The sequence below is a fragment of the Arenibacter certesii DSM 19833 genome (genome assembly GCF_000429545.1).
Classification (GTDB): Bacteria; Bacteroidota; Bacteroidia; order Flavobacteriales; family Flavobacteriaceae; genus Arenibacter; species Arenibacter certesii.
The window spans coordinates 1-12,974 of sequence record NZ_AUCB01000058.1 but is presented as its reverse complement, the minus strand read 5'-3'; the positions used below and the strand labels follow the sequence as shown (position 1 = coordinate 12,974).

At 38.7% G+C, this 12,974-nt stretch carries 13 protein-coding genes; 8 read left to right on the top strand and 5 right to left on the bottom strand.

Going from position 1 to position 12,974, the window contains the following annotated elements; genetic code table 11:
• From G466_RS24320 to G466_RS0118410, 3 genes are all read right to left on the bottom strand, one after another.
• Positions 1-194: hypothetical protein (locus G466_RS24320; RefSeq protein WP_205622013.1), on the bottom strand; the 194-nt coding region annotated here is incomplete at its 3' end.
• A gap of 177 nt (positions 195-371) precedes the next feature.
• On the bottom strand, positions 372-1,067 hold the full coding sequence (locus G466_RS0118415) for a zinc metallopeptidase (protein ID WP_026814944.1): 696 nt from the start codon (positions 1,065-1,067) through the stop codon (positions 372-374).
• A 170-nt stretch (positions 1,068-1,237) separates the two neighbouring features.
• Positions 1,238-4,153, bottom strand: coding sequence for a leucine--tRNA ligase (locus G466_RS0118410; protein WP_026814943.1), 2,916 nt, complete (start codon positions 4,151-4,153; stop codon positions 1,238-1,240).
• Positions 4,154-4,360: 207 nt separating this feature from the next.
• On the opposite strand from G466_RS0118410, the gene G466_RS0118405 reads away from it, so the two are divergent.
• The 6 genes from G466_RS0118405 (at position 4,361) to G466_RS0118380 (ending at position 9,802) form a co-directional block, all read left to right on the top strand.
• On the top strand, positions 4,361-6,241 hold the full coding sequence (locus G466_RS0118405; RefSeq protein ID WP_157374023.1) for a T9SS type B sorting domain-containing protein: 1,881 nt from the start codon (positions 4,361-4,363) through the stop codon (positions 6,239-6,241).
• A 109-nt stretch (positions 6,242-6,350) separates the two neighbouring features.
• On the top strand, positions 6,351-7,229 hold the full coding sequence (locus G466_RS0118400) for a cell division protein FtsX (RefSeq protein ID WP_026814941.1): 879 nt from the start codon (positions 6,351-6,353) through the stop codon (positions 7,227-7,229).
• A gap of 9 nt (positions 7,230-7,238) precedes the next feature.
• Positions 7,239-7,505 (top strand): DUF3098 domain-containing protein, encoded by a 267-nt coding sequence (locus G466_RS0118395; RefSeq protein WP_026814940.1) that lies wholly within the window; start codon positions 7,239-7,241, stop codon positions 7,503-7,505.
• A 2-nt stretch (positions 7,506-7,507) separates the two neighbouring features.
• Positions 7,508-8,293, top strand: a complete 786-nt coding sequence (locus G466_RS0118390) for an undecaprenyl-diphosphate phosphatase (protein ID WP_026814939.1) — start codon at positions 7,508-7,510, stop codon at positions 8,291-8,293.
• Positions 8,293-8,988 carry a tRNA pseudouridine(55) synthase TruB gene (gene truB / locus G466_RS0118385; RefSeq protein ID WP_034236157.1) on the top strand — a complete coding sequence of 232 codons (696 nt, stop codon included), beginning with the start codon at positions 8,293-8,295 and terminating at the stop codon, positions 8,986-8,988. The genes G466_RS0118390 and truB overlap by 1 nt, the downstream gene beginning before the upstream one ends.
• A 79-nt stretch (positions 8,989-9,067) precedes the next feature.
• On the top strand, positions 9,068-9,802 hold the full coding sequence (locus G466_RS0118380) for a hypothetical protein (RefSeq protein WP_026814937.1): 735 nt from the start codon (positions 9,068-9,070) through the stop codon (positions 9,800-9,802).
• On the opposite strand, the gene G466_RS0118375 is transcribed toward G466_RS0118380, so the two are convergent.
• Complete coding sequence (locus G466_RS0118375; protein ID WP_026814936.1) at positions 9,779-10,405, bottom strand: thioredoxin family protein; 627 nt, start codon at positions 10,403-10,405, stop codon at positions 9,779-9,781. The genes G466_RS0118380 and G466_RS0118375 overlap by 24 nt on opposite strands.
• 123 nt (positions 10,406-10,528) lie before the next feature.
• Positions 10,529-11,461: a YitT family protein gene (locus tag G466_RS0118370; protein WP_051315767.1), complete on the bottom strand. Its 933-nt coding sequence runs from the start codon at positions 11,459-11,461 to the stop codon at positions 10,529-10,531.
• Between the two features lie 211 nt (positions 11,462-11,672).
• Between G466_RS0118370 and G466_RS0118365 the strand changes: the two genes are divergently transcribed.
• Both G466_RS0118365 and G466_RS22660 read left to right on the top strand, forming a co-directional pair.
• Complete coding sequence (locus tag G466_RS0118365) at positions 11,673-12,236, top strand: DNA-3-methyladenine glycosylase I (RefSeq protein WP_026814934.1); 564 nt, start codon at positions 11,673-11,675, stop codon at positions 12,234-12,236.
• Positions 12,226-12,771, top strand: a complete 546-nt coding sequence (locus G466_RS22660) for a hypothetical protein (RefSeq protein ID WP_051315766.1) — start codon at positions 12,226-12,228, stop codon at positions 12,769-12,771. Before G466_RS0118365 ends, G466_RS22660 begins: the two co-directional genes overlap by 11 nt.
• The last annotated feature ends 203 nt before the right edge of the window (positions 12,772-12,974 follow it).

Genomic DNA, 12,974 nt, shown 5'->3' with positions numbered 1-12,974 from the left:
CAGAAGATGCACCTTGGGCCCTTTTTGGCTTCCTTCAGACCAAGGGCCGCTACCAGTTCGTCCCAAGGGATGGCGATATAGATCTTGCCAAGATCGCTTTCGAGAAACCGGGCGTAAAACGCATCGAACTCTTCGGTCTGGGAGGAAAATGTAAAACTGTGCTGGAAATCGTGGATTCTTCGTATCTTGGACATAGACATTAAGATAAAAACCCCGTTTTTTGAGCTAGAGACTCGTTTTCGGGGTTTTATTATATCTAAATATACGAATTAAATACCTGATAAACAAGCAGTTGCGTCAATTCTGAATGCGCCTAAAAAAGGAGATGCAAAACATCTCCTTTTTTATATGATAAACATTGTTATATATGATTAATCACGTCCTCCTAAGACCTGCATTGCCCAATAGACCAATGTAGCCAAAGATCCAATGGCAGCTACTAAGTAAGTACGTGCCGCCCATTTTAAGGCATCTTCAGATCCTGCGTATTCTTCCTGGGATACCATGTTTTTATTTTTCAACCAAGCTAATGCCCTATTACTGGCATCATACTCTACAGGTAGGGTAATAAAGCTAAATAGTGTAGCGAATCCCATCATCACCAATCCTGCCACGGCTACCCAATAACCAAGTCCAACCCCTGCAGCCGCACCAAGCATAATTCCCCCAAATACAACCCACATAGACATACCCGAAGTTACGCTTACAATGGGCACCAATTTAGATCGCATGGTAAGCCATTCGTATGCTGTTGCATGTTGTACTGCATGGCCTACCTCGTGAGCTGCAACAGCCGCGGCAGAGGCATTACGCTGATTGTAGACCCCTTCACTTAAATTTACGGTCTTATTCGTTGGATTGTAGTGATCCGTTAACATACCCGGAGTAGAGATTACTTTAACGTCACGGATTCCATGATCTGCCAACATCTTCTCCGCAATCTCTGCACCGCTCATTCCATTGCGCAAATGCACCTTGGAATAGTGCTTAAATTTACTTTTCAACTTATTGCTTACCAACCAGCTTACTAAAGCAATAGCACCCAACAATATATAATACATCATCATAACAATATCCTTTTTAAGTTTATTTAATATTTTGAAAACTCACTAAACAAAATTCAAGTATTAATTACAAAAACCTCGCCAATCTAATTTTGGGCAGACGTAAGCATTTTAAAATAATTTTTCTGCCAAAATGTCCTACCTACAGTACATTGCCGTTGCTTACAAACACTCTATCCCACTATATTTACAATTTTTCCAGGAACTACAATTACCTTTTTGGGAGTACGGCCTTGTAACTGGTCTTGGGTTTTAGCATCTGCCATAACTGCTTTCTCTATTTCCTCTTTAGAAAGGTCAACCGGTAATTCTAACTTAAAACGCATCTTACCATTAAAGGAGATAGGATATTCCTTACTACTTTCAACCAAATGTTTTGATTCAAATTTTGGAAAGGGCGCCGTAGCTATTGAATCGCTATGTCCTAGCTTATTCCAAAGTTCCTCTGCTATATGTGGTGCATATGGTGCAATTAATACTGCCAAGGACGCCAACACCTCCCTATTGTTACATTTCTGGGTCGCCAACTCATTCACACAGATCATAAAAGTGGCAACAGAAGTATTAAAGGAGAAGTTCTCAATATCTTCTTCTACCTTTTTAATGGTCTTATGCAATGTTTTAAGATTGTCTGCCGAGGGGGTCCCATCGGTAACCGCAAAACTCCCTTCCGTGCCACTATGGTATAAACGCCATAATTTCTTTAAGAAACTATGAACCCCTGATATCCCGGCAGTATTCCATGGTTTAGACTGCTCTAAAGGCCCCAGAAACATCTCGTATAGCCTAAGAGAATCTGCCCCATACTCTTCACAAATACTATCTGGACTTACCACATTGAATTTCGATTTGGACATTTTTTCCACTTCTCTGGCCACCTTAAAACTTCCGTCAGCTTTTGTAATAAAATTAACATCAGCATATTCTGGCTGCCATTTTACAAAAGCTTCAACATCTAAATTATCAGATGTGTCTACCATAGTCACATCTGCATGGATATCCTGAACTACAAATTCCCCATACTCTTCCAACTGACTTACCAGCGGGTTCTCCCCATTTGTTTTGTCAGAAGAATTTAAATAATCGTCTAATACCTCAGCATCAACAAAAACAAAGAATGGTTGTGCATTCACCTCAAACTGCAATCTTTTTGCAAGTGCACTTGTCCCGGTAATCATCCCTTGGTTGATTAATTTCTTTGCAAATTCTGGTTTAGGAACAATTCCTTTATCGAATAGAAATTTTTGCCAAAAACGAGAATACAGCAAATGTCCTGTAGCATGCTCACTACCTCCAATATACAGGTCCACATCTTGCCAATAATTAATAGCCTCCCTAGAGAATACCTCATCGGAATTATTTGGATCCATATAACGATTAAAGTAGTACGAGCTTCCTGCCCAGCCTGGCATTGTGTTTAACTCTAACGGGAAAACAGTTTTATTGTCTATTGACTTATTGCTGACCACAGCAGACTTTTCTACATCCCACGCCCAATGGGTAGCATTCCCTAAAGGAGGCTCTCCAGTTTCGGTAGGCAGGTATTTTTCTACCTCAGGCAATACAATAGGTAGGTGTTCTACTGCTATCATTTGTGGCATACCGTTCACGTAATATACTGGGAATGGTTCACCCCAATAACGTTGTCTACTAAACACCGCATCACGCAGCCTATAATTTATTTTTCCTTGCCCCTGCCCTAGTTGTTCCAATTCTAAAATAGCGCGTTTGACTGCTTTTTTATAAGGCATTCCGTTTAGAAAATCGGAATTGGCAATTACGGTATTTTCTTTATCGGCGAAAGCCTCTTCATCAACATCAACACCCTCAAATATATTGGGGACAGGAATATTAAAGTGTCTTGCAAAGTCATGATCACGTTGGTCCCCACAAGGAACAGACATAACTGCACCAGTACCATAGCCTGCCAACACATAATCCCCGATCCAGATTGGAATAGGTTTTTTAGTAAAAGGATGTTCTGCATAGGCTCCAGTAAAAGCTCCTGTAATGGTTTTCACATCGGCCATACGGTCCCGTTCACTACGCTTTGCCGTAGCTGCTACATATTTCATCACTTCTTCTTTTTGCTCGAGAGTCGTTATTTTTGCAACCAACTCATGCTCAGGAGCCAAAGTCATAAAACTCACCCCAAAGATGGTGTCAGGGCGGGTAGTGAACACGGAAATGTTCTCTCCACTGCCCTCGGGAAGGACTTTAAAAGTTACGCTAGCGCCTTCAGATCTACCAATCCAATTGGTTTGGGAATCCTTTAATGGTTGTGGCCAATCTAGCATAGACAAATCATCTAATAACCTTTGCGCATAAGCCGAAATACGCATACTCCACTGGGTCATTTTTTTGCGGATTACCGGGTGGCCTCCACGTTCGGAAACTCCGTTAACCATTTCGTCATTAGCGAGAACAGTCCCCAAGCCAGGACACCAGTTTACCTCTGTCTCCGCTAAATAGGTTAGCCTGTATTGCAAAAGAACTTGCTGCTTTTCGGTATCCGTAAAGGCGTTCCATTGAGAAGCAGTAAAGGATTCTACATCATCATCACAGACTGCATTTACCGTACTATTCCCTTGCTTTTCGAAAACAGAGATCAAATCGGCAATATCCATTGCCTTATCGGAATCTTTGTTATACCAAGAATTAAATAGCTGTATAAAAATCCATTGGGTCCATTTGTAATAATTAGGATCGGAAGTCCGCACTTCACGACTCCAGTCGAAAGAGAATCCTATTTTATCTAACTGCTCACGATATCTATTTATGTTGGTTTCTGTGGTAATAGCTGGGTGCTGACCGGTCTGTATTGCATATTGCTCAGCTGGAAGTCCAAATGAATCATATCCCATGGGATGCAAAACATTAAACCCTTTATGCCTTTTATAACGCGTGTAAATATCACTGGCGATATACCCTAAAGGATGTCCTACATGCAAGCCTGCCCCAGAAGGATAGGGAAACATATCTAACACATAAAACTTCTCCTTATCGGAATTGTTCTCTACCTTAAAGGTTTGGTTTTTTGCCCAATACCCTTGCCACTTCTCTTCAATTTTCTTAAAATCGTAATTCATGTAACTAGTTTCTATCAACCTTCCCACCTCTAATATCCGGCAAGAATTATCTATCGCAAAAATAAGTCTAATCTATGAAAGGTAAAAAGATATTATTAACTTAACACCCACCAATTAAGGCATTGCTATTTGGTCAAATCTTTTTATTACTTCACAAAATTAGATAGGAATTTAATTTGTTCCTTTAATATAAATTAATGTTTATAAGTGCTACAAATTTCTAGAAATCTTTCGGCGTCGCTTTTTCCTCTCCTCCTCCTCCTATTCACCAACGGCTTGTTAGGCCAATTGGGATTCTGTCCGGGCAATACGGGCCAACCTATTTTTACGGAAGATTTCGGGAGTGGATTAACAAATGGCCCCCCTTTGCCCGCTGGCAGTACCACATACAATTATGTGGATGGACTTCCTGTAGATGGCAGTTATACGATTTCGAGCTCTTCACCACACTACGATTGGCACAGGATTACAGACCATACTCCCAACGACACTAATGGAAAAGCATTTATTGTAAATGCCGATTATACAGCGGGGGAGTTTTTCAGAAGAACGGTCACTGGCCTTTGCGAAAACACATCTTACGAATTTTCCTCATGGCTTCTAAATTTACTGCCAAATTCGGGCTGCGGCAACAATGGTATTCCTATTAATGTAGGATTCGAAATTTGGGACGAATCGGATAAACAAAAATTGGCATGGGGCGATACAGGGAATATTCCCGGGACCAATTCCCCGATCTGGAATCAGTACGGCTTAGTATTTCAAACCCTCCCAGGACAAACATCGGTAATCCTAAAAATGCGGAACAACGGAGAAGGCGGCTGTGGAAACGACCTGGCCATAGACGATATTGTTTTTAGAACCTGCGGTGATGCTATAACCATTGCTGACGGATTAGATAATCTAGAATTGGCATTCTGTGAAACTGCCCCAGCAAGCAGTGTGACGCTTACTGCAACACCAGATAAATCCATTTACAGCACTCATGCTTTTCAGTGGCAATTTAGTAAAGATGGAACAGTTTGGACAGATATCCCAGGCGAAAATAGCGCCACTCACATTACCCCCCCACTAACTGAAACCACTCTCTTTCGGGTAAAATTAGCGGAAGATGCCATTAATCTAGCGAATTCTCTGTGTAGTACGATATCGGATGTTTTTAAGGTTCTTATTGTCCCTAAACCACTTCCTCCGGCAAGCAGTGGAAATATAGCTACATGCATGGACAACAATAAACCACTAACTGTAAACGTCCCTCCAGATATACAAGTAAACTGGTACGATGCTCCCGTTGGAGGAAAACTTTTACAAGAAAATAGCACCTCCTTCCTAGCCCCTAGCGAAGGAATCTATTATGCAGAAGCCGTCTCTAGTTTTGCAGAGTGCTATGCTGATAGTAGGACTCCTCTTAGTCTAACTCTTTTTGAGCTTCCTGAAGCAACAGATGAAACAATTGAATTTTGTGAAGGAGATAGTACAATTCTATATGCCAATATTACTAATGTAACCTACCAATGGAGTACAGGGGAAACTACCCCAACTATTATTGTAGGAACGGCAGGATCCTATACACTAATGGCTACCAACCCAAATGGATGTGAAAGTACCAAGACCATTACCTTGTTGCAAATAGACCGTCCCATAATTAAATCTATTAGCTCGGAAGAACATACAATTACAGTATCTACAAAGAACCAAGGCGCTTTTGAGTATTCGTTGGATGGCATTAACTTTCAGGATCAAAATAGCTTTAAAAATAGAGAAGGTGGACTTTATACAATGTATGTGAGGGAGAAAAGAGGATGTGGATCTGCTACTGCGGAATTCTTACACCTTGTAATTCCAAAATTTTTCACACCCAATGGCGATAACCATAATGACCTTTTCATCATTCACGGTGCAGATAAATTTCAATATTCCGAGTTAAATATTTATGACCGGTATGGCACTTTAATAAAAAATATTAGGAATGCCCCCTTTATGTGGGATGGCACATTTAACAATAGGGCCCTGCCGGCATCCGACTACTGGTACAGCATAAAATTGGATCATCTTGAAAAACGCGGACATTTCACCCTTAAAAGGTAGTAAAAGGTAGTTCGCTATGATTATAAAAGCGGCATCAAAAAAAAATGAAAATAAATTGGTCATTTGTTATTCGATTTACTTTATTATTTTTACACATTCATTTTCCACTATGAGCACATCTTTTGAACGTTTTCAAAAAAGAAAGCTAATTTCCTCTTATTTTTCGGTAGTCCTCAGTATTGGACTAGTGCTATTTCTATTGGGCATATTGGGTCTGCTGGTTGTAAACACCAAAAAATTGGCCGACCACTTCAAAGAACAGATTACCATTTCTGTTTTTTTAAAGGATAGTGCCAAGGAAGTAGAAATAGACCAATTACAGAAAAGTTTGGCGATGGCACAATACACTAAAAATGCCACCTATGTTTCCAAGGAAGAAGCTGCAGAGAAGCACAGCGAGGAGATTGGCGAGAATTTCCTAGACTTTTTAGGGTACAACCCCCTAAAAAACTCCATAGACGTAAAGCTAAATGCTGCCTATGTACAAACGGACTCTATCGCTAACATTGCTAAGGAAATAACTACCAAAGGGTATGTGGAAGAGGTTAGCTATGACCAACCTTTAATTACCTTACTCAATGATAACGTAAAGAAATTAAGTTTTTGGATTTTAATTGCAAGCGGAGCTTTCACCTTTATCGCGGTCTTGCTAATTAACAGCTCTATAAGACTCTCTATTTATTCTAAACGCTTTATTATAAAAACCATGCAAATGGTTGGTGCTACCAAATCATTTATTAGACGCCCATTTCTTTGGACCAATATAAAACTAGGAATACTGGGAGCTTTTCTTGCCTTAATTGCACTTGGGGCAGTTCTTTATTATGTGGATCAAAGCTTTCCAGAGTTAAATCTTTTCCAAGATCCTACCATTTTGATACTACTTTTTATCGGTGTTTTTAGTTTAGGAGTATTGATTTCGTTAATAAGCACCTTTTTTGCAACACAACGTTTCCTAAACCTAAGGACAGATGATTTATATTACTAAATTTGCAGCATGAGCAAGAAAAAGAATGATAATCAGATAAAAAAACCGATGCGGGAATTTATCTTTCAGAAGAGAAATTACCAATTTATGTTTATTGGCCTGGCATTTATCGCCTTAGGTTTTATCCTTATGAGCGGTGGCGGAATGGATGACCCTTTGGTTTTTAACCCACAAGTTTATAGTTTCAGAAGAATACGACTTGCCCCTACTTTGGTCTTAATCGGTCTGGGGTTTCAAGTTTATGCTATTCTGTTAAATCCTCATAAGAAAAAATAGTTTTGGATATATTAAAAGTTGTTATTCTCGCCATAATCGAAGGACTTACTGAATTTTTACCTGTTTCTTCTACTGGCCATTTAATTGTTGCATCATCTTTTTTTGGGGTTGCGCATGAAGATTTTACTAAATTGTTTACTATCGTTATCCAACTAGGGACTATCCTCTCTGTTGTGGTTCTTTATTTTAAACGGTTTTTTCAAAGTATTGATTTTTATTTCAAGCTATTGGTCGCCTTTATACCCGCTGTAGTATTTGGTCTTCTATTGAGCGATTTTATAGACTCTCTTTTAGAAAGCCCTATTACGGTAGCCGTTACCTTAATTTTAGGTGGATTAGTTCTCTTAAAGGTTGATGATTGGTTCGGGGACGCTGAAAACACTGAGATTTCCTACTCCACTGCCTTTAAAATTGGGCTTTTTCAATGCTTGGCAATGATACCTGGAATGTCTAGAAGTGGCGCCAGTATTGTGGGGGGAATGACGCAAAAACTTTCTAGAACCGCAGCAGCAGAATTTTCCTTTTTTCTTGCCGTACCTACCATGTTAGGAGCAACCTTAAAAAAATCTTACGATTATTATATGGCCGGTTTTACATTGACCACTGATCAGATCAATTATCTGATAATTGGAAATGTGGTTGGTTTTGTAGTTGCACTTTTCGCTATTAAATCGTTTATCGGTTATTTAAGCAAGCACGGGTTTAAAATCTTTGGGTATTATAGGGTTGTTATTGGGGTTGCAATTTTAATTATACATTATTTCATTAGTCCGTTAACCGTTATATAATGACTAAGGAAGAATTTTTGGAAGGAAAGGTTTTACTCATAGACAAACCCATGGGTTGGAGCTCCTTCCAAGCTGTTAACTCCTTAAAATGGGCCATCCGTAAAAAATTTCAATTAAAAAAGATAAAGATTGGTCATGCAGGAACGCTAGATCCCTTGGCCACCGGTCTATTATTAATATGTACAGGCAAAGCTACCAAGACTATAAACCTACTACAGGGTCAGGAAAAAGAATATACTGGCAGTATAACTTTGGGCGCCACTACTCCTTCCTATGATTTGGAAACGGAGGTTGACCATCACTATCCCATAGATCATATTACCGAGGAGATGATCCAGAAAGCCACCATGCAGTTTCTGGGAGATATTGAACAGGTACCTCCTGTTTTTTCGGCCCTTAAAAAAGATGGAAAACGACTTTACGAATACGCAAGGGAAGGGAAGGCTGTAGAAATTAAAAAACGATCTGTCACCATAACCGAATTTGAAATAACTAAAATAGCACTACCGGTTGTAGATTTTAGGGTAGTTTGCAGCAAAGGCACCTATATTAGATCACTAGCCTACGATTTTGGTAAAACGTTGGCCTCCGGCGCACATCTTTCCACTCTCAAAAGAACCAAAATAGGTGATTACAACGTAAATAAAGCAATAACCCCAGAAGAATTTGGTAAATTACTGGAGATAGACGGTTAGATTGGTAGGCATGCAGAGGAACAAGCTACCCGTTTATCGATAATTTAAAATATTTTTGATTAAACGCGGTTATAATCCTATGAACCTGAACAAGAAGCAGCTTTCTTTTTTAATAACATTCCTTTCTATGTCTTTGTTGGTATTGTGTCTTTACAATATCCACTTGGGACAGAAGGAACAGGAAGAATATGCTATTGAATTAGTTTTACCCGACGAAGAGGAGCTCGAAGAGATGTTAGAAGAAGTTAAGGAAAATGAAGAATTAGCCGATGCAGTTCCCATAAAAAGTCATATGGCCTATAACGAGGCTAACAAACCAAGTTATGGAAATCCAGAACCCTTAAAATCCTTAGAAGAAATTCTGGAGGAACAAGAGCAGGCCTCAGATAGTGAGGAACCTACGGACTTGCTAATGTCCGACTCCGAATATGCTGCAAGAGTAAAGAAACTTGCCCAGCGCCGTAGGGAAAAACAAGAACTTTTAGGTGAAATTGAGGCAAGCAAGGAAGTAATGACCAACAATTTAGCTAAACGAAACACCTCGGTTTCCTATTCATTATTAAATAGAAGGCATACAAGTCTTCCCATACCTATTTATACCTGTATTGAAGGTGGCAAAGTAGTAATAAACATTAAAGTAGACCAACTTGGTAGGGTAACGCAAGCCGAGGTAAATAAAAAAAGCTCTAGCACGTTAAATGGTTGTCTTGTAGACAACGCCATAGAATACGCCCTAAGATCAAAATTTAACTCGGGCGGTCGTTCCGAACAGTTGGGAACAATTACCTACCTATTCCAAGAAAAGCAGCGGTAAGAGGTCATTTATCGTATTTTGCCCTTTATCCTTATTATACCATTGTTGTAATTCCTCAATAAACTCAGGTGTAAATTCACCAACTTTTTCTTTCTGTTCCTGAACCATTTTACTGGCGGTAGAAGGTCTGGATCCCCATTCCCCAATAATTTCTTTGGTTGCATTGTCCAAGGCTATCAGTTTTGGTATGGCCATAGCCCCATTAGTTAAAAAGCCTTCCATTAACTCTAAATTCTCGTCTCGCAGCACCAACCTTAAAGAAATATTAGAATTTAGGCTTGCAATCTTGTTCATCACAGGAATTGTTTGGGCTGCATCGCCACACCAGCTTTCCGTAAGCACTAACCAAGTAATCTTACGATCTACACTCTTAATTTTTGATTCAATTTCAGAAGAAATTTTAATAGTCTTATCTAATCGTTTCATTCGACGATCGTTTAAGGCGGTATAATTACTAAGATTTTCATTCTGAACCTTTCCAGTAGATAATCCTTCCGCCGCCAACTTGGCCGTCAATTGCCTGTATTCATCATAACCCATACTTTTATCAAGGCTCTGATGTATTAGCTGATGATCTACAAGTGTTTCTGGTTTCTGATCCATATTATTAAAACTAATTGTAAGCCACAAAAATAGGAATTTAAGCCAGTATAAAAGCTGATATAAGTCATTAAGTTTACTGATCTAAGGTATGCACCTACAAAGGCAATAAAAAGTCGGTTTTAATTATTTTAGGGACCGTTTTTTAATCATTCCTCCACGGGTATCATTGATACTATTCATCACCACAAAGGCATTAGAGTCAATTTTGTCTATTTCAGTGTCGAGCTTACTTATTTCCAATCTTGTAATCACCGCATAAAGGATATCATAATCTTTAGCAATCCCATTCTTTGAATACCCACCTCGTCCAGCATAGATTGTGACTCCCCTACCCAGTTTTTCTGTAATCATCATTCTAATATCTTCACTTCGTTCAGATATTATAGTTACTCCGGTATACTCCTCAATACCATCCACTACAAAATCCAATGTTTTAGAAGCAGACAAATAGGTAAGCATGGAATATAGGGCAATTTCAAAGGAGAGGAAGTAAGCTGCCGCAGAAAATATAATTAAGTTTATGACAATAATATTGTCTCCTATTTTCGTCTTTAATTTTCTACTGAGATAAATAGCAAGTACTTCTGTTCCATCCAAGACCCCTCCTCCCCTAATGGAGAGTCCGATACCTGCACCAAGAAAAAACCCGCCAAAAACGGCTACCAATAATTCATCATCCGTAACATCAGGAAAATCTACGGTTGCCAACACCAATGCAAGCCCAAGAATAGCTAAAGACGTTTTTATAGCAAATTGTTTACCTATAACTTTTAGTCCAAGGAATATAAATGGGAGGTTAACGAAAATAATTAGTAAGTATAAGGGGATTTTAAATATTTCTGAAAGCAATAAGGAAATCCCAGTAGCCCCACCATCTATAAAACTATTGGGCAATAAAAAGCTTTTTAATCCAAAAGCGGCTGAAAAAATTCCTATCACGATAAAAGCTATATCATGAATCACTGAAAAGACACCCACCCTAAAGGGCCTAGATTTTCTCCAATAAGTAGCCGTATTATGCTTAAAGTCGTGCTTCTTCCCCTTTCTTTCAACCATATATTTATCTAATTAAGAACCTATAATCCTATAAAAATACAATTAGCATAATTCTCGATGCCATGTTAATGAATTAGTATTTTTAAAAGTCCGAAATTACAATATTTGGAGTTTTATATCGTTTATATCTATTAAAAAATGAATTAATTATAATATCCTTGAACTAATTTAAACCGATTAAAACCCATATATTTAACTATATAAACGGCAAATGGACAGACATAGGTGCGGATGGTGCGTGGGTGATGAGCTTTACGAAAAATACCACGATGAAGAATGGGGAGTTCCCTTAAAGGACGACGCTCAATTGTTTGAGTTTTTAATTTTGGAAACCTTTCAGGCCGGATTAAGTTGGATAACCATACTTAGGAAACGAGAAAATTTCAGAAAGGCATTCGATCAATTTGACTACCATAAAATCGCTAAGTATTCCGAGGAAAAAATTGAATTGCTATTACAAGATTCGGGAATTGTTAGAAACAGATTAAAAATTAGGGCCACGGTAACCAATGCTCAAGAATTTATAAAAATACAAGAACAATATGGTAGTTTTAGTGATTACATATGGCGTTTTATAGATGACAAGCCCATAAAAAACAAGGTTAAACACTACAAAGATACCCCGTCTACAACACCTCTGTCCGATGCTATTAGCAAGGACCTAAAAAAACGTGGGTTTAAATTTGTGGGTAGTACTGTAATATATGCCCATATGCAGGCCACTGGTATGGTTAATGATCACGAAATTACCTGCTTTAGATATCATGAAGTATAAACTCTCCTTTTTCTTTGTCTTTTTAGCGCTCTGCTCTCTTGGGTATTCACAAACCAAACAGGAACGTGAACATCGAATTAAAAAGTCGCAATTTCCAGTAATTAGCACAAATTTTATCCCAGAAGCGGCCAAAAGAATTCGATATTACAAAGAGGTAGACAGCTCTAGCGCCCAATTTAAGGTGAAGTTTGGATTAAAAAAAATGAAGTATGAGGTAGAGGTAGCTGAGACAGGTGAAATTAAAAAGTTGGGGCTTATTGTAAAAGAGATAGATATTCCCATGGATACCTATTCCGAAATTACCATATATTTAGAAAAACATTTTGATAAGGTTAAGGTTAAACGCATCTTGCAATGGTATCCTGCCAATTCTAAGGATGCAATAAGAAGTACTTTTCAAAATTTGATTCTTCCAATAAATACGTACGAATTATTAGTAAGAGGAAAGGAAAGCACAAAGTACCGAAATAAACAGGATTATAGGCTCATATTCAATTCTGATGGCGCACTTGTAAAAAGGGATATTCGGGAGTAGGCCGATTTTCACTAAAAACTGGACAGAACGAATCCTGGAACATCGATGTTTCCGGGATTTTTTTTATGGTTTATTTTCGAAGTGGATTTTCGTCCGGTTTAAGAGGGCTTTTTGGTCGTTTTAGTGAGGTTCTGGCATACCTTTCCCATCGAAGTTTCGGATCGCTAGTCCCTATGCCGCTTTTTCCAGCGCCATGGCCGACA

Coding starts and splice junctions, on each gene's coding strand:
- G466_RS0118365 (WP_026814934.1), top strand. CDS start 11,673: ATGGACAGACATAGGTGCGGATGGTGCGTGGGTGATGAGCTTTACGAA.
- G466_RS22660 (WP_051315766.1), top strand. CDS start 12,226: ATGAAGTATAAACTCTCCTTTTTCTTTGTCTTTTTAGCGCTCTGCTCT.
- G466_RS0118415 (WP_026814944.1), bottom strand. CDS start 1,067: ATGATGATGTATTATATATTGTTGGGTGCTATTGCTTTAGTAAGCTGG.
- G466_RS0118400 (WP_026814941.1), top strand. CDS start 6,351: ATGAGCACATCTTTTGAACGTTTTCAAAAAAGAAAGCTAATTTCCTCT.
- G466_RS0118375 (WP_026814936.1), bottom strand. CDS start 10,405: ATGGATCAGAAACCAGAAACACTTGTAGATCATCAGCTAATACATCAG.
- G466_RS0118380 (WP_026814937.1), top strand. CDS start 9,068: ATGAACCTGAACAAGAAGCAGCTTTCTTTTTTAATAACATTCCTTTCT.
- G466_RS0118410 (WP_026814943.1), bottom strand. CDS start 4,153: ATGAATTACGATTTTAAGAAAATTGAAGAGAAGTGGCAAGGGTATTGG.
- G466_RS0118370 (WP_051315767.1), bottom strand. CDS start 11,461: ATGGTTGAAAGAAAGGGGAAGAAGCACGACTTTAAGCATAATACGGCT.
- G466_RS0118395 (WP_026814940.1), top strand. CDS start 7,239: ATGAGCAAGAAAAAGAATGATAATCAGATAAAAAAACCGATGCGGGAA.
- truB (WP_034236157.1), top strand. CDS start 8,293: ATGACTAAGGAAGAATTTTTGGAAGGAAAGGTTTTACTCATAGACAAA.